The sequence below is a fragment of the Bartonella sp. CM120XJJH genome (assembly GCF_042194715.1).
GTDB lineage: Bacteria > Pseudomonadota > Alphaproteobacteria > Rhizobiales > Rhizobiaceae > Bartonella.
In genome coordinates this window covers 1-14,574 of sequence record NZ_JBHINE010000027.1, presented here as the reverse complement: position 1 = coordinate 14,574, position 14,574 = coordinate 1, and the positions used below count along the sequence as shown (strand labels likewise).

Annotated in this window: 21 protein-coding genes and 2 pseudogenes; 9 read left to right on the top strand and 14 right to left on the bottom strand. The window is 37.8% G+C overall.

Going from position 1 to position 14,574, the window contains the following annotated elements:
• Together ACFIKU_RS08680 and ACFIKU_RS08675 are read right to left on the bottom strand one after the other, a co-directional pair.
• A pseudogene (locus tag ACFIKU_RS08680) lies at positions 1-173 on the bottom strand (PBSX family phage terminase large subunit); the annotation flags it as partial.
• Positions 154-486, bottom strand: coding sequence for a hypothetical protein (locus tag ACFIKU_RS08675; protein WP_375657261.1), 333 nt, complete (start codon positions 484-486; stop codon positions 154-156). The gene ACFIKU_RS08675 and the pseudogene ACFIKU_RS08680, both read right to left, overlap by 20 nt.
• Positions 487-689: 203 nt before the next feature.
• On the opposite strand from ACFIKU_RS08675, the gene ACFIKU_RS08670 reads away from it, so the two are divergent.
• Positions 690-1,232 (top strand): hypothetical protein, encoded by a 543-nt coding sequence (locus tag ACFIKU_RS08670; RefSeq protein WP_375657260.1) that lies wholly within the window; start codon positions 690-692, stop codon positions 1,230-1,232.
• Here ACFIKU_RS08670 and ACFIKU_RS08665 read toward each other — a convergent pair.
• From ACFIKU_RS08665 to ACFIKU_RS08620, 10 genes are all read right to left on the bottom strand, one after another.
• Positions 1,219-1,773 carry a hypothetical protein gene (locus ACFIKU_RS08665; protein WP_375657259.1) on the bottom strand — a complete coding sequence of 185 codons (555 nt, stop codon included), beginning with the start codon at positions 1,771-1,773 and terminating at the stop codon, positions 1,219-1,221. The genes ACFIKU_RS08670 and ACFIKU_RS08665 overlap by 14 nt on opposite strands.
• On the bottom strand, positions 1,760-2,095 hold the full coding sequence (locus ACFIKU_RS08660) for a hypothetical protein (protein ID WP_375642647.1): 336 nt from the start codon (positions 2,093-2,095) through the stop codon (positions 1,760-1,762). Before ACFIKU_RS08660 ends, ACFIKU_RS08665 begins: the two co-directional genes overlap by 14 nt.
• A gap of 15 nt (positions 2,096-2,110) precedes the next feature.
• Positions 2,111-2,551 (bottom strand): single-stranded DNA-binding protein, encoded by a 441-nt coding sequence (ssb, locus tag ACFIKU_RS08655; RefSeq protein ID WP_375657258.1) that lies wholly within the window; start codon positions 2,549-2,551, stop codon positions 2,111-2,113.
• Positions 2,552-2,636: 85 nt separating this feature from the next.
• Positions 2,637-4,103, bottom strand: a complete 1,467-nt coding sequence (locus tag ACFIKU_RS08650) for a replicative DNA helicase (RefSeq protein WP_375657257.1) — start codon at positions 4,101-4,103, stop codon at positions 2,637-2,639.
• Between the two features lie 246 nt (positions 4,104-4,349).
• Entirely contained in the window at positions 4,350-5,123 is a 774-nt protein-coding gene (locus tag ACFIKU_RS08645) for a hypothetical protein (protein WP_375627030.1), read from the bottom strand.
• Positions 5,124-5,205: 82 nt separating this feature from the next.
• Positions 5,206-5,712: a hypothetical protein gene (locus ACFIKU_RS08640; protein WP_375627031.1), complete on the bottom strand. Its 507-nt coding sequence runs from the start codon at positions 5,710-5,712 to the stop codon at positions 5,206-5,208.
• A 294-nt stretch (positions 5,713-6,006) separates the two neighbouring features.
• Positions 6,007-6,438 carry a hypothetical protein gene (locus tag ACFIKU_RS08635; RefSeq protein WP_375657256.1) on the bottom strand — a complete coding sequence of 144 codons (432 nt, stop codon included), beginning with the start codon at positions 6,436-6,438 and terminating at the stop codon, positions 6,007-6,009.
• A 186-nt stretch (positions 6,439-6,624) separates the two neighbouring features.
• Entirely contained in the window at positions 6,625-6,966 is a 342-nt protein-coding gene (locus tag ACFIKU_RS08630) for a hypothetical protein (RefSeq protein ID WP_375657255.1), read from the bottom strand.
• Positions 6,953-8,074 (bottom strand): YdaU family protein, encoded by a 1,122-nt coding sequence (locus ACFIKU_RS08625; protein ID WP_375657254.1) that lies wholly within the window; start codon positions 8,072-8,074, stop codon positions 6,953-6,955. Before ACFIKU_RS08625 ends, ACFIKU_RS08630 begins: the two co-directional genes overlap by 14 nt.
• The gene (locus tag ACFIKU_RS08620; RefSeq protein ID WP_375657253.1) at positions 8,034-8,537 is read right to left on the bottom strand and encodes a crossover junction endodeoxyribonuclease RuvC; all 504 of its coding nucleotides are present in this window, start codon (positions 8,535-8,537) and stop codon (positions 8,034-8,036) included. The genes ACFIKU_RS08625 and ACFIKU_RS08620 overlap by 41 nt, the downstream gene beginning before the upstream one ends.
• A 75-nt stretch (positions 8,538-8,612) precedes the next feature.
• Between ACFIKU_RS08620 and ACFIKU_RS08615 the strand changes: the two genes are divergently transcribed.
• Complete coding sequence (locus ACFIKU_RS08615; protein WP_273791729.1) at positions 8,613-9,305, top strand: hypothetical protein; 693 nt, start codon at positions 8,613-8,615, stop codon at positions 9,303-9,305.
• A 152-nt stretch (positions 9,306-9,457) separates the two neighbouring features.
• Here ACFIKU_RS08615 and ACFIKU_RS08610 read toward each other — a convergent pair whose 3' ends face one another.
• Complete coding sequence (locus ACFIKU_RS08610) at positions 9,458-10,066, bottom strand: hypothetical protein (RefSeq protein ID WP_375657252.1); 609 nt, start codon at positions 10,064-10,066, stop codon at positions 9,458-9,460.
• Between the two features lie 10 nt (positions 10,067-10,076).
• Positions 10,077-10,355, bottom strand: a complete 279-nt coding sequence (locus tag ACFIKU_RS08605) for a hypothetical protein (RefSeq protein WP_375642655.1) — start codon at positions 10,353-10,355, stop codon at positions 10,077-10,079.
• 120 nt (positions 10,356-10,475) lie between these two features.
• On the opposite strand from ACFIKU_RS08605, the gene ACFIKU_RS08600 reads away from it, so the two are divergent.
• From ACFIKU_RS08600 to ACFIKU_RS08570, 7 genes and pseudogenes are all read left to right on the top strand, one after another.
• Positions 10,476-10,805, top strand: a complete 330-nt coding sequence (locus ACFIKU_RS08600) for a helix-turn-helix transcriptional regulator (protein ID WP_208439714.1) — start codon at positions 10,476-10,478, stop codon at positions 10,803-10,805.
• Between the two features lie 262 nt (positions 10,806-11,067).
• Positions 11,068-11,448 carry a hypothetical protein gene (locus tag ACFIKU_RS08595; RefSeq protein WP_375657251.1) on the top strand — a complete coding sequence of 127 codons (381 nt, stop codon included), beginning with the start codon at positions 11,068-11,070 and terminating at the stop codon, positions 11,446-11,448.
• Between the two features lie 113 nt (positions 11,449-11,561).
• A complete protein-coding gene (locus ACFIKU_RS08590) occupies positions 11,562-12,254 on the top strand; it encodes a hypothetical protein (protein WP_375642717.1) in 693 nt (230 codons plus the stop codon).
• Positions 12,255-12,273: 19 nt separating this feature from the next.
• A complete protein-coding gene (locus ACFIKU_RS08585; RefSeq protein ID WP_375657250.1) occupies positions 12,274-12,909 on the top strand; it encodes a hypothetical protein in 636 nt (211 codons plus the stop codon).
• Positions 12,906-13,448: a hypothetical protein gene (locus tag ACFIKU_RS08580; protein WP_375657249.1), complete on the top strand. Its 543-nt coding sequence runs from the start codon at positions 12,906-12,908 to the stop codon at positions 13,446-13,448. Before ACFIKU_RS08585 ends, ACFIKU_RS08580 begins: the two co-directional genes overlap by 4 nt.
• Positions 13,445-14,290 carry a hypothetical protein gene (locus ACFIKU_RS08575; RefSeq protein WP_375657248.1) on the top strand — a complete coding sequence of 282 codons (846 nt, stop codon included), beginning with the start codon at positions 13,445-13,447 and terminating at the stop codon, positions 14,288-14,290. The genes ACFIKU_RS08580 and ACFIKU_RS08575 overlap by 4 nt, the downstream gene beginning before the upstream one ends.
• Positions 14,287-14,574: pseudogene (locus ACFIKU_RS08570) on the top strand (hypothetical protein); the annotation flags it as partial. The gene ACFIKU_RS08575 and the pseudogene ACFIKU_RS08570, both read left to right, overlap by 4 nt.

The following is a 14,574-nucleotide window of genomic DNA, read 5'->3' as shown; positions in this document are numbered from 1 at the left end:
AGGATAGTGCCCGATATCCCTTGCATACCAAATTGATAGCCTTTTAAAGCCGCCATCAAGGCAAATGATCTTGTCTTTCCAGATCCTCTCCCTCCCCAAGCAGCACGCACCAAAGCGTCCCCTGCAAAAATAGGAATGAGTTTTGGTACAATACTAATCTGTCGTGTCGTCATTCACTAAAGGCGCGATTTCTACACGCGTTATCACTTTAACGGCTTCTCCATCTTCCCCTGTTACCTGCAAAGGCAACACCTTACCAAGCAACGCTAAATAAGCCGCTGGACATTCCATAGCCTGCTTTTCCAAATAGGAAATCAAACCATCCTTGCCAATTTTATTCCCAACATTCTCAGCAGCCTTAACCACTGCCTCTTTTAAAATGCGCGTCATTTTATTGGGAACGCCTTTGACACGCCCTTGACCTGCCTTTGGTGGTATACGCTTTTTAATGGGTTGTGGATCCTGCTGTGTATTTTCTGACGTCATAAAATACGCCCTCCAGATAATAAAAAACCCCGCATTTGCGGGGATTTCAAACTGCACTGTCTTTCGTCTAGATACAGTACAACCAGTGCCGTATTTGTCATTAAATACGATTTACTACAATTTGTCAACACAAAAATAACACATATTGATAATTTAAAAGGGAATCTGTTAGATAATTAAGATGTAAATTAAGGTAGAAAACAATGTCTATAAAAAAAACTCTCTTTAGAAGAGTATTAATTATCACACTTTTTACAACGTGTTTTATATCCACTTCAAATGGATATGCTAATTCTGAAGAATCTTCTTCATTTTTTAATAAGTTATTCTGTTCAAAAGTAACCACAGAATTAAAAACCGAACTTCATAATCACCTAATTCATGGAGACGAATGGTGGGAAAAAAGATTCAAAGAAATTAGAATGATAGAAGAAGTATATTTCTTGCATAACATGTCGACTTTATCAAAAGAACGTTTTGAACAACATGTAAATATGATAAGAGAATGGCATGATATACTGTGGGAAAGAAACAAGAGTTTTAGCGATTTAACTAGCAGTATGCTACAAAAAATAAGTGCAATAGAGGATCTAAATAAAGCAAAACAATCTAAGAACCATATGGAGGAATCAGAAATTCTGAAAGCCCTTCCTATAATTGAAAAGCGGATAATTGAAAATAAAAGAAAACTTCATAAACTAGATTATGAAAGTGAAGCGTTATATAAGTTTATCATTCACTTTTAGTGATAGTTACATAATTTTGCGAAAAATACTTTTGAAGCGCATTAAGAGCGATACGCAATGAACTCACAAGGTGTGGTAATATCTGATCTTCTATAACGAGGTACTGTAGTGCTGCATGAAGATTATACTGTCTATAGAGCTGTTGCGCTTCTTTTATTACCTCTTGCACGGCTTGATAATGATTTGTTGCTTTTTGAACCCACCGTTCAAGACTATTGGGGTCTGAATTTGTAGACACATCATCATAAACAGCGCTTGGCAAGCCTTTTGCGCAAAGGTAATTATTTCTTATCTGTAAATACTGTTGCGCGGCATCATATTGCTCTTGTGTAAGCACGCCTTGCAAGCAAAGCCGCCCGATATAGGTACCAGAAAGTGGATTTTTTGCCTCTTGTAGCGTTAAACCGAAGCGCTTTGCACGCATTTCTATTGCCAATTTATCAACGGCTTCACGTAGTTCTTTTGCACGTGAGATGCGTCCGTTTGGTTCTCTGATACATCCTTTAATTTTAGGGCGTCCCCTCTTTTTATTTTTTTTCACTTATGTCCCCAGATTCCTGTTTAATATCTTGCCAAATTTTATCTGATCTTGACCATGAAATTCGATTTAAAAAGAACAATAAAACCACTAAAATGCATATTACAGCAGCAACACCTAACTTAAGTTTTAAGTGACTTTGATCCCAAGAAAGTTTTAAGAGCAGAATGAAAAGTGTACTCAATAAAGCACCCAACACTATACTGTAATAACTCATTGATGTAGATGACGTACAACCTCTTAACAGCTCTATATCATTCTCTGTAAGCATATAAACGGGTTCAGATTCTTCTGTACTAACCCTAGGCTTCTTTTTACTATCCATTAAAGCACCTTCTGTTTAAAAAGGAACACTGTCATTCATAACGGTATGGGGCGTATCAAGAGGTCTGTAAATGCTTCTGTCATAAGGAGATGACGGCTCTTGATTATCATCATTTTTGCCATGTAAAAGCTTTAACTCGCCTTTGTACTGAGGCAATATGACTTCTGTTACATAGCGATCAACACCGTTTTTATCTTGCCATTTACGGGTTTGTAGTCGCCCCTCGATATAAACTTTGCTACCTTTACTGAGATACTGAAGTGCTATTTTTGCTAAATGTGGATTAAAAACCACAATGGAATGCCATTCGGTTTTGTCTACTTTCTTATTGGTTGCCTTGTCTGTGTAGCTCTCAGACGTTGCCATTCGAAAATTGACCACCTCGGTGCCAGATGACATTGTTTTGCTTTCGGGATTAGCACCTAAATAACCAATTAAAATCACTTTATTAAGCATGTTTGTAAGTTCCATTAAATGATGTAAAGATCATAACATATTTTATGTGTTTTTACAATATTTTCAGTTGGATAATAACAATTATTTAAAGTGTTACATTATGTTCTAAATCACTAAAGCGTGTAAAATCGGATTGAAAGGCAAGGGGAACGATTCCTGTCGGACCATGGCGTTGTTTTGCTATAATAACCTCGGCTTTACCCTTGGCTTGTTCCATTGCCTCTTGCCATTTGCTATACTCAGCAGTGCCTTCTTTCGGTTCTTCATTTTTGAGATAATATTCTTCACGATAAACAAACAGAACAATGTCGGCATCTTGCTCAATTGAACCAGATTCACGTAAATCTGAGAGTTGTGGACGTTTATCGGTTCGGTTTTCTACTTGACGTGAAAGTTGTGACAAAGCAATGATGGGAATATTGAGTTCTTTTGCAAGTGCTTTTAATCCGGTGGTAATGGCTGTAATTTCTTGAACGCGATTTTCTAATGAACGCTTTGAACCGCTTGTCATGAGTTGGATATAATCAATAATCAAGACATCTAGACCATGTTGTCGTTTAAGACGCCTTGCACGGGCGGACAATTGTGCAAGGGATACACCACCCGTTTGATCAATATAAAGAGGGATTGTTTGTAAGGAACGCATTGCGTGAATAATTTTTGCAAATTGCTCTTCTGAGATATTACCACGACGCATATCAGAAGAAGAAACCTTTATTTGTTCTGAGATAATGCGAGTTGCAAGCTGTTCAGATGACATTTCAAGTGAGAAGAAACCTACAATGCCCCCTTCATTTTCTTGGCTGTTATCATGACGCTTGCAAGCATTGGCAATATTAAAAGCAATATTGGTAGCTAGAGAGGTTTTCCCCATAGCAGGGCGCCCCGCAAGGATAATCAAATCAGATGCTTGTAATCCCCCCATTTTCTCATCAAGAGTTTTGATATGGGTAGCTATCCCTGAGAGCTTTGAAGAACGCTTTTTCGCAGCGCTTGCCATGTTAAGTGCTTTTGTAATGGCTGTATTAAAGTTTTCAAACCCACCCCCATATTTCCCTTTCTCTGCCAATTCAAACAACTGATTTTCAACAGTTTCAATTTGTTGTGATGTTGTAAGTTCTACAGAAGCATCATAAGCTCTATTCACAACTTGAGTGCCAAGGTTAATTAAAGAGCGGCGGACAAACAGATCATAAATGACGCTCCCATAATCTTTAGTATTAATGATTGTGACTGCCTCTGTAGCTAAACGCACCACGTAATTATATACAGTGATGTCTGCAATTTTCTCATCATTGTCAACAAAGGGCTTAATAGTAATGGGATCTGCAACTTTTCCATTTTGGATAATTTTTGAAATGATATCAAAAAGCTTCTGATGCAACGGTTCAAAAAAATGCTCTGCTTTGAGAAAATCAGAAACGCTATCAAGAGCATCATTATTGATAATGATAGCACCCAGCAAAGCTTGTTCTGCTTCAATATTATGGGGAAGTTGACGAAAAGAAGATTGTTCTTCTGTTTGAAAAGAAGGTAATTTAACAGCGTTCATTTTATTCATTATGATTTAAATTGATTTGATAAATGATAATTATAAATCACTGAATCTACAGTGTGAATCCCATTTTTATTTTATTTAACAGCTTGCGTTTTGATACGTTTTGTGCAATAAAGAGATGTTCTTTTATATTTCGGTTATTTCTTTTAATCGTTTATTTAGATCGCTAGCTGTTTTGATAATAAAAGCCGTGTCTTAAAGGACGCGGCTTTTTTGCTATAAAGCAGCCCCCCGCGTTATTTAAGCAGCGTCTTTTAGTGACAGATTATCATCACAGATATCATTACGAATTTTTGCACGGCTATTCACAACAGCATTGCCATAAATTTGCACATGATGATCAATATTTGATTTGCCATAGACCTTGGCATGATCATAAATCCTTACAAAGCAACCAACACGAGCCGAGCCAGAAACCTTGGCATGACCATAGATACTTGAATAATCCTTAATCCAAGCATTACAAAAAACATGGGCATTATCATAAACCCGCGCCCAGACATAAACCCGTGACTTGCCATACACATGGGCATTGCCAAAAATATAGCCACAAACATAGGCACTTTCATAGACACGGGCATTGTCATAAACCTTGGCACCATTAGAAATAGTAGCATTATCACTAATTACGGCATTACCATAAACATGCCCACAGACCTTAGCGTTATCATGAATTTTTGCGTTATCATAAATATGAGCGGTTGTATCAAAAACCAATGCCTTGCCATTAACGATAGCATTGCCATACACCTTGGCACCTCTAAAGATTTTAGCATCATTATAAATTTTAGCATTTTCATAAACAGTTGCATCGAAAAGAACCGCGGCATTATCATAGACCCAGCAATTGCCATCATGGGATAAGTTACTTTCATTTTCAATAAAACCGCCGAGGTCCCCCGCCTTAACATCATCAAAATCTCTTAGAGCACGTATGCGGTGTAAAGTAAGACCATCAAAAGTGAAGTTTTCATTAGTAAATTCATATTTTTTAGATACAGTTGTAGTGGTCATAGGTAACTCCTAATCTAATATTCAAACAAATTTTAAGTGAAATGGTTATAAGGAGGCGCCCCCGCCGCGCCCGCGCCGTTATTTAAGCTGTTTTCCTATGAGCACGACACATAACAAAGCAAATTTCACCATAAGGAGAAAGGCGTTCTGTATAAACATTATTCATTGTGTCACCACAAATATTCTTAGTAACAATAGCCATGCCACATGCATTGGCATTTTCATAAACATGCACTTTACTTACAATTTTTGCACTATCGAAAACATGGGCATTATCATACACATGGGCATTGGCAAAAACCTTTGCTGAATCGTAGACGCGAGCATTACCATATACAAAACCACCAACACCTGCATTGCCATAAACCTGCGCATTTTCGTAAACACGACCAGGGCTCACAACAATGGCCTGATCACCAACCCAGCAATTACCATCATGGGAAAGATTTTCTTCAGATTCAATATAGCCACCAAGTTGACCAGCTTTAACATCACCAAAATCTCTTAACGCCTTAATGCGATAAAGTTTTTTACCCTCACGAAGAATTGTTTGATTGGTGAGTTGATATTTTTTTACAGAATTTTGCATAATAATTACCTCGTATTTTAACATTTTGATTGACAACCCATAAGGGCGCCGGGCGCTCAAAACACGGATACGAGACCGTCGTTACACTTTCCCCTATGAAGGGTATTGTATAGTATAACCACACCCGGCAAAATCGTTATATGCCAATAAAAGCACAAAAGAAAGCCAGTATATTTTAGAAACATGGGAAGAGGTCGTTTCGTAACCTATCCGCTCGTATTACAGTGTTTTGAGCACTTGTCGATCTTTCTAAACGAACTTTTCTTTAATGTCAATACGTATTTTTTATTTTTTTCACTTTTTTTCATTTTGATATTTACCTAATTGAATATCAAGTGCTTTTTCTAGCTCTCTGTCTATATCATCACTTGATAATGGATAACCTCTCTCAAAATCATTCGTTATCTCACAAATCAACTGATCACCATTTGTACGTTGTTTGATTTCCCTATTCACCTCATCTATCAACGCCTCATAACTCAAAACGCTTCTTGGCAAATCACCACCGTATATCCACGCTTTCACTCGTGCCTTGGTACTGTAATCAACTTCAATAGGTATCTCATGATACTGACCACCATCGAATTCCTCATATTCCCTCATACCATCATCATATTCGTAAAGATTATAAAAATACTCAGCTACCCCCAATCCCCATGGGGCATGTCCCACCGCCGTTGCTACAAATCTTTTTTGCCCTTTCTGTTTACGTTTTTTTAAAAACATCTGGTTTAATATCCCCTTGCTTAAATCCATAACTTTACCAATGGGTTTATTTGCCTCAAAATGGACCATACAGAAGCGTTTTTAATTTCAATGTGGTTTTTATCATAAAATCTTTAAATCGCTCTGTATGGTACCTTTCTGTCAATTTAAACGCATGTCTATTCTCAAAATCATCAGCAAATTTCACTACTTTGCTGTTTTTTCGGATCCTTTTAAATACGATTTCATGACTGATGCTCCCGAAAAAAGCTCTGCTTTCAAATTTCTGCAATACTCTGCAAGCTCTGCTCCTGTTGGCATAAAGGTTCTCGAAAAGCCCTTTGCTTTTCCGCATATGATATCCTTAACAGCCTGTTTAAGGGTATGTTCTGAAGCATCTGATAAGGCTATGCTATAGTTCAAAGCGATAACATTAGGGTCTATATTGGCTGGTATTTTTAGACCAGAAAGCAAATAAGCAGCCGCCTCGATATGTTCAACCGTAACTTTCCGTGAAAGCAGTGCTTGTAAGCGATTACAGTCTTGCAAAACTTGCGATCTCTCCTCTAGCGTCAACGGCTTTCCATGCATAGAGATTGGAGGATACACACTCCGGTCCACTCTCTTGGCAAATGCTTGCAAATGAACTGATAGCCTCTCTATTTCTGATGCATTCTGATCCATAAGGATCGCTAGTGGTAATTGCTGATTTGAGTGTACTGAAGCTTTGTGAAAGGCTGTTTGTGAAGTTGTTTGTTGAGAGCTTATAGCGTTCGTTTGCATATCGTTTCTCCTGTTCTAATTTCTTGGCTAGCGTTCCATTCTGGTTAATAATCCAACCACACCAAGCACTTTGCCAATCGCGATTGTTTGCATTTCGACATGGGTTGGCTTTCCAATGAAGTTTAAATCTTTCGAATTCTAATAACGCCTCATCATGCGTTAAGCCTTTATCGATTGCGTATTGCAAATCGGGTTTAAAATCTTCTGGTACGCTTCCAAGCTCTTTTTTCCCCTTACTTCGCTTGGCTTTCTTAGGAACGTTCTCTTGCTCGTGAATGATTGGTTGGTTGATTTGCTCTGATTGGCTTTCAACATCACACTCGATTGGCTCGTCAACCAAATCGGTTGTTTCTAAATCTTCAAAATCAATTTCTTTTTTTAATAAAACGTTAGTTTTATTTTTTTTATATATATTCTTATTCTGGTTCTTTATAGCTTGATTTTGCTTAGCGTTTGCTTCAGCAAAAAAAACGTTTTGCTTGTCATTTGCTTCAGCAAAATTATTAACGTGTTGTTTTATATTACTTTTTGCTTGTGCACCTTTTCTACCAGCTTCACTACGAATTTGTGATATATGATCCTTTTTATCAGCAAAATCTTTTAGCTCTTCTTCAACGCGCGCATTCCACAACCCACCATCTATCTCAATAAGTTTATTATCTCTTATTAAATATTCGACAATCGTTGCAAATTTTTTTTGCGAGCAATTGCAAGCGCGTGCAAGCGTTTCAAAATCTGTTTTAATTGGTGCTTTTTTGTCATACATGCGAACAAGAAGTGTTATATAAACGCCCCGTTGCTCCAATGTCATTCCATCTGTACCACTAATCCAGTCATACAAATGAAATCTGATCCACGGCATACCATTTGACATACCCCAATTCCCTTTCTTTAACTAAATATAAAATTGCTAAAGCATCTGCTTCGTTATCATCTTTCGGATTGTGCCCTTTTGCACGCACCGCCTTAATCATCTCTTCTTTCGACGCATTCCCCTTGCCTGTCGTCGCTTTCTTAATCGTACTTACTGCTATCCCCTCATACGGTATCTGATGCTGTTCACACCACGCCGTTAACGTTGCTAACAAACCTCCGTAAACATGCGCTGCATCTGTACCTTTATGACGCCTCACCTCTTCAAAATACACCGCGTCAATTTGACCTGCTGTCTGCTTTATTTCTGATAGCCATTGTTTAAAACGCAAGTAACGCATTCCACCGCCTTCAAAACGGCGCGATTGAAAATTCACGGTACCACTGAATATGTCACCACTTGCACCACGTATCGCCCACCCCGTCTTCGTACCTAGATCAAAACAAAGAATCGTGTTAATCACAGCGCCACTCCATACAAAATGTGTTTTATAGAAGTGTTTTTTTCCGAAAATGAAGGAAAGAAGGGTGTAAGAAGTATGCAAATAGATAAAGATGTTATAGCTATAATTATTAGTATCTTTTCCCTAATACTATCGTTGTTTTTAAGATACGTAGATCTCAAAAAAGCAGAAAAGACTCGAAGAGAAGATTTATGCAATGTAGAAAAACAGTTTAACCATCTAGAAGAGCAAAATAAATCATTGCAAAAGCAAGCCACATCATCAGAAAAACATGTCAATTTTTTACTAAAAACAAAAGAAGAACTGGACTTAGGACCACCGCTACAGTTCAATGTACATAGTCCTACTCCAGACAAACATGATCCTAATAAATTTAGTGTCATATTATACATTAAAAATCCTACAGAAAGAATGATTAAAATAAATCACATATGGATAGAGAAAAAATGCCAATTCGAATTTGATAAAATAGTTTATAGCAACGGTACATTTATTAGCGGAAATGGCCAAATAACTATCAACCCCACATCTCCGAAACATATAGACCTAATAAAACTCGAAACAGAACAAACCTTACAAAATGGTCTTAATTCCTTTAATAATATAATCGGTGGACAAGAAATTAAATTAGAATTTTTCATTTGTTCCTCAAAATTGAATAAATCAGATACTCCGCTTTTTATTATGGAACATACTTCCTCAAGTAATCCTCAAAAAACAATTAAAGCTTCTTTTTGGACCTATTTCTTATCCCCTCATTCTTCCTAAGTTTATCCTCTAGATCCCATATTATTCTTTTTTGTTTAATTATCTCATCCCTAAGCTCTCCTGCCTGTTTAAAATAGTGATAAACCTCATAAAGCAAATATAGATTGGTAGTTATAGAAAGAACTGTTGCTACTAAACTCATCTTTCTCTCCTCACTTACCCTTCTTCTTACTCTTCTTATTCTTATGAGGCGGCGCTTTTACTGCTTCATCACGCGGTTTAAGCTCTTGTGTTAGTCTTTGAATTTCCGTATCACGTGATTGCACATCTTCTTTTAGTGCCTTTATCTTTTCACTTTTCCGTTCAAACTCTTCTCGATACGCATCTATCTTTTGCTTAAGGTCTTCAATTTCCGTATCACGTGATTGAACATCTGCTTTTAGTGTCATTACAACTTCACTTACATTTCTGAACGCCTTTTCATGCTCTTCAGTCTGTTGCTTAAATTTTTTTATTAGCTTGTCACGTTCTTTAATTTCCTCGTCACGTTCTTCCATTTCCTCGTAACGCTCTTTAATCTCTTGCTTCAGTGCTTCAATTAGCTTGTCACGTTCTTTAAGATCCGCATCACATTCATCAATTGTCTGCTTGGTTTCCTTTAAATACCTAAACTCATTCCCTCTCATTTCTTTCTTAAGATTATTAACCTGCTCTTTAAGTGCTTTAACTTGGTCGCGATAATGCAATGCAATACGAAACATCACTCCGCTTAAGAGCAAAACTGAAACCACTGCTATCCATAAAATCTCATTCGAACTCATCTTCATCTCCTTAATGCTGCAAAGTCTCACCCGCGCTATCAACGCTGGAACTTTTGCAAATTTTCGTAATTGGGGGGTGTTGCTCTTGCATTAATCTCTGCAAACGCTCGGGATAAAAAAAATCTTCTGGACGTAAATCTATCCCATGCTCACGGGCGTAATCTAAAATTTTTTGCTGGTGTTTTGCTGGTATGTCACGCCATCTATAAACAGATGACACATCTCTTTGCACTATGGTTGCTACAGTTTTGAAACCACCTAAATATTTTATAATTAATCTCGAAGGCATATGTAATCTCCATAACAGCGCAATAAATAATTGCGTTTTATGCACAAGTCAACGAAATTATGCTTTTTTATCATTTTTGCACATTTGCATAAAAATATATTTTCAAGGATTATACGAACCATGGAACAAGATATTCAGTCCAAACTTAAGCTATGGATTAAAGAGCGCCTTAACGAACGAGGACACGGCGCACAAACATTACTAGCATCACATTTAGAACTACACCCATCAGCAGTGAATCGCATGCTTAATACCTATCAAAATGGTAAAACGCGAGATATAACCATTGATGAACTAGTAAAGATTTCTGAATTTTTTAACGAACCTCCCCCCAGTTTTTACAAAGAAGTAGACTTAGATTTTATGAAAATATGTGCATCACTTGATCCAGTTGACAAAGAAGCGGTGCTTGATTTTCTTGAATTATTAAAAAAATTAAAAACAAAATAAGTAATAATTAACTGCTCTTTTTCATTGAATAATGAAAAAACAGATTCTATTTTTTTATCTATATCGCTCATAAACATCTCCCAAATTGTGGATAGCGCATAATTTAATTATATATTTTAAGATTTATTTTTGCGTTTTATGCAAAATTTTAATTGACTTGTGCATAAAATACAATTATCACTGCACCATACCCCGAAAAAAAAAACCTATGTCAAGGCGTTTTTTTCAAAATGTATTTAAATATTTTGGTATGGAGGCATTTGTGAAAAAACCAGTGTTTATAAATTCTGATGAAATTCTCTTAGTGATGTGCGAAAATGAAGAGCAAAATCTCGCTAAATATGGAACTTTCTTCGAAGAAAAGGACATTATCAAATTTATCGACCAAGCCGATAATGCTGTCCAAATCTTGCGCGTAGAACCAACGACTAATCGTTGTGAAGATATCTCTGAAGATGTTGCCGAATTCTATCTTAAAGAATGTGAAGAGCAGTGTTTCAACGGAAACATTCCGCACGACTTTGTTACGCATAGCTCAGCATACGGTTTTTTTTTAGATGATATAAAACAGCGCGAATATGATGATGCAATGTATGGTTCTTACGAAAAACAACACCGTTTGCGTCCTTGTGATGTGCTTTAAAATCTAAAGGCGTTTTTAAAAGACGCCACCTTTTCAAAAAATTCACCACACAATGCAATGCCGTTCTTTTGCAAGAACGACAAAGGCAGAGTCTAACTTAAAGGAGTAAAACCATGGAAAAAAAATACGAACTGACAGATGAAACAATTGAGTTTGATGGAAAAACCCTTCACCGTATTCGCGCGTTGAGAGACTTTGGAAACGTCAAGCAAGGTGATTTAGGAGGCTATATCGAGAAAGAAGGCAACCTAAGTCATAAAGGTGATTGTTGGGTAGATGGCGATGCCAAGGTGCATGAAAGCGCTACCATTTTGGATAATGCCAAGATATTTGATGGCGCCTGTATTAGTGGAAATGCTTCAGTTTATTCTGATGCACAAGTTTACGGTCATGCAGAAGTTTACGGTAACGCCAAGGTTTACGATGATGCACATGTTTACGATCGTGCAGAAATTTACGTTAATGCAAAAGTTTGCGGTGATGCCAAGGTTTATGGAAAAGCAAGAATATACCATGACGCCGTAATTTCCGAACATGCACACGTTTATGACAATGCAGAAGTTTTCGACGACGCTACAATTTTGCACCTTGCATCCGCTTGGGATAATGCTCGTATTTTCGGTAAAGCAAAGGTTGGTGGTTGTGCCAAAATTTATGATGGAGCACATGTCTCTGAAAAAGCTAAAGTTGGCGGTCACGCAAAAATCTCTGGAAATGCCCGTGTGTTTGGTGGTGCAATAGTTTGCGAGAATGCCGAAGTAACCGGAAATACAAAAGTATCTGGAAATGACACTGTTTTAAGATAAGGGTGAGAGGCAATAAACCATGAGAAAAAAATACGAACTAACTGATGAAACAATCGAAGTTGATGGAAAAACCCTTCATCGTATTCGCGCGTTGAGAGACTTTGGAAACGTCGAGAAAGGTGATTTAGGAGGCTATATCGAGAAAGAAGACAACCTAAGTCATAAAGGTAATTGCTGGGTGTATGATAATGCCAAGGTGCTTGAAAGTGCTACCATTTTTCGTAATGCCAAGATTTTTGGTGATGCACATGTTCTTGGCAATGCCAAGGTTTTTGGTAGTGCGAGTGTTTATGGCAATGCTTGTGTTTATGAGAATGCAGAAGTTTATGGCAATGCACAAATCTATGAGGATGTAAAGGTTTCTGATAATGCCCATGTTTGTGGCAATGCCCATGTTTTTGACAATGCCCATGTTTATGGCAATGCTAAGGTTTATAGTAATGCCCATGTTTATGGCAATGCACATGTTTATGGCAATGCTAGGGTTTATAGTAATGCCCATGTTTATGGCAATACCCATGTTTATGGCAATGCACATGTTCTTAGCAATGCGCATATTTATGGCAATGCAAAGATTTATGATAATGAATGTGTATTTTGGAACTACTGGATTGATGACGATAGAAGAATCTCAACTGGAGAAAAGACCAGATGAAAAAATACGAACTTACTGATGAAACAATTGAGTTTGATGGCAGAACTCTCCACCGCATACGTTCATTGAGAGATTTGGGGGACGTCAAGCAAGGTGATCTTGGCGGCTTTATAGCAAAAGAAGACAACCTATCGCATCATGGTAATTGCTGGATTGGGGGTTATGCCAAGGTTTATGATGATGCTAAGGTTTACGAAAATGCACATGTTTACGGTTATGCCGAGGTTTACGACAATTCTCGTATTTATGGCAAAGCAGAAGTTTTCGATGAACCATGCATTTACGGTCATGCAGAAGTTTACGGTGATGCATATATTTGCGGTGAACCGCACGTTTTTGATAATGCAGAAGTTTATGGCAATGCACAAGTTTACGGTGAGGCATACATTTACGATAGGGCGCGTGTTTACGGCAATGCGCAAGTTTACGGTGATGCGCATGTTTATGGTCATGCAAAAATTTACGGTGATGCATGTGTATGTTGGAACGACTGGATTAATGGCGATAAAAGAATCTCAACTGGAGAAAAGACCAGATGAAAAAATACGAATTTACTGATGAAACAATTGAAGTTGATGGCAAAACTCTTCACCGCATTCGTGCATTGAGAGACTTTGGTGGTATTAAAGCAGGCGACCTAGGCGGTTTTATAGAGCATGAAGGCAACTTATCCCATGAGGGCAATTGTTGGATTTGGTATAAGGCTTGTGTTTTTGGAGATGCACGTGTTTATGGCAATGCACTTGTTTTCGATGAAGCAAAAGTTTCCGATAATGCACATGTTTACGAGAGCGCACACGTTTTCGATGAAGCGCGCGTTTACGGTCGTGCAGAAATTTATGGAGAAGCAAAAGTTTACGGTGATGCAGAAGTTTACGGTCGTGCAGAGGTTTACGATTGTGCCCGCGTTTTCGATAAAGCACATGTTTACGGTCGTGCAGAGGTTTACAATTGTGCACGCGTTTACGATGAAGCAAAAGTTTCCGATAATGCACATGTTTACGGTTATGCATACGTTTCCGATAAGGCAGAAGTTTATGGCAATGCAAAAATTAAAGACGGATATGTGAACGATAGTGCAAAGATTTATGGTGATGCTAAAATTTATGACCATGCACACGTTTACGGTAAGGCATGCGTTTCCCATAATGCAGAGGTTTACGGTTATGCCAAGGTTTTTGGTAATGCCTTGGTTTTTGGCAATGCACATGTTCATGGGCGTGCAAAAGTTTACGATGATGCACGCGTTTACGATGAAGCACGTGTTTACGATAAGGCAGAAATTTACGGAGAAGCAAAAGTTTACGGTGATGCAAAAGTTTACGGTAGGGCACACGTTGATGACTATAACGCCATATCAACTGGAGAAAAGACCAGATGAAAAAATACGAACTGACTGATGAAACAATTGAAATTGGGCGCAAAACTCTCCACCGCATTCGTGCACTGAGAGACTTTGGAAGAGTCAAGAAAGGTGACCTAGGCGGCTTTATAGAAGGTGAGAGCAACTTAAGTCATGAAGGAGACTGTTGGGTTTATAATGATGCCATGGTTTATAGCGGTGCAAAAGTTTACAACAATGCCAAGGTATTTGATGGCGCCTGTATTAGTGGAAATGCTTCAGTTTATTCTGATGCACAAGTTTACAGTCGTGCTGTTGTTTAC

Coding starts and splice junctions, on each gene's coding strand:
- ACFIKU_RS08585 (WP_375657250.1), top strand. CDS start 12,274: ATGAGAAAAAAATACGAACTAACTGATGAAACAATCGAAGTTGATGGA.
- ACFIKU_RS08670 (WP_375657260.1), top strand. CDS start 690: ATGTCTATAAAAAAAACTCTCTTTAGAAGAGTATTAATTATCACACTT.
- ACFIKU_RS08640 (WP_375627031.1), bottom strand. CDS start 5,712: ATGCAAAATTCTGTAAAAAAATATCAACTCACCAATCAAACAATTCTT.
- ACFIKU_RS08625 (WP_375657254.1), bottom strand. CDS start 8,074: ATGTCAAATGGTATGCCGTGGATCAGATTTCATTTGTATGACTGGATT.
- ACFIKU_RS08615 (WP_273791729.1), top strand. CDS start 8,613: ATGCAAATAGATAAAGATGTTATAGCTATAATTATTAGTATCTTTTCC.
- ACFIKU_RS08635 (WP_375657256.1), bottom strand. CDS start 6,438: ATGTTTTTAAAAAAACGTAAACAGAAAGGGCAAAAAAGATTTGTAGCA.
- ACFIKU_RS08675 (WP_375657261.1), bottom strand. CDS start 486: ATGACGTCAGAAAATACACAGCAGGATCCACAACCCATTAAAAAGCGT.
- ACFIKU_RS08600 (WP_208439714.1), top strand. CDS start 10,476: ATGGAACAAGATATTCAGTCCAAACTTAAGCTATGGATTAAAGAGCGC.
- ACFIKU_RS08605 (WP_375642655.1), bottom strand. CDS start 10,355: ATGCCTTCGAGATTAATTATAAAATATTTAGGTGGTTTCAAAACTGTA.
- ACFIKU_RS08575 (WP_375657248.1), top strand. CDS start 13,445: ATGAAAAAATACGAATTTACTGATGAAACAATTGAAGTTGATGGCAAA.
- ACFIKU_RS08645 (WP_375627030.1), bottom strand. CDS start 5,123: ATGACCACTACAACTGTATCTAAAAAATATGAATTTACTAATGAAAAC.
- ACFIKU_RS08610 (WP_375657252.1), bottom strand. CDS start 10,066: ATGAGTTCGAATGAGATTTTATGGATAGCAGTGGTTTCAGTTTTGCTC.
- ACFIKU_RS08650 (WP_375657257.1), bottom strand. CDS start 4,103: ATGAACGCTGTTAAATTACCTTCTTTTCAAACAGAAGAACAATCTTCT.
- ssb (WP_375657258.1), bottom strand. CDS start 2,551: ATGCTTAATAAAGTGATTTTAATTGGTTATTTAGGTGCTAATCCCGAA.
- ACFIKU_RS08580 (WP_375657249.1), top strand. CDS start 12,906: ATGAAAAAATACGAACTTACTGATGAAACAATTGAGTTTGATGGCAGA.
- ACFIKU_RS08590 (WP_375642717.1), top strand. CDS start 11,562: ATGGAAAAAAAATACGAACTGACAGATGAAACAATTGAGTTTGATGGA.
- ACFIKU_RS08660 (WP_375642647.1), bottom strand. CDS start 2,095: ATGGATAGTAAAAAGAAGCCTAGGGTTAGTACAGAAGAATCTGAACCC.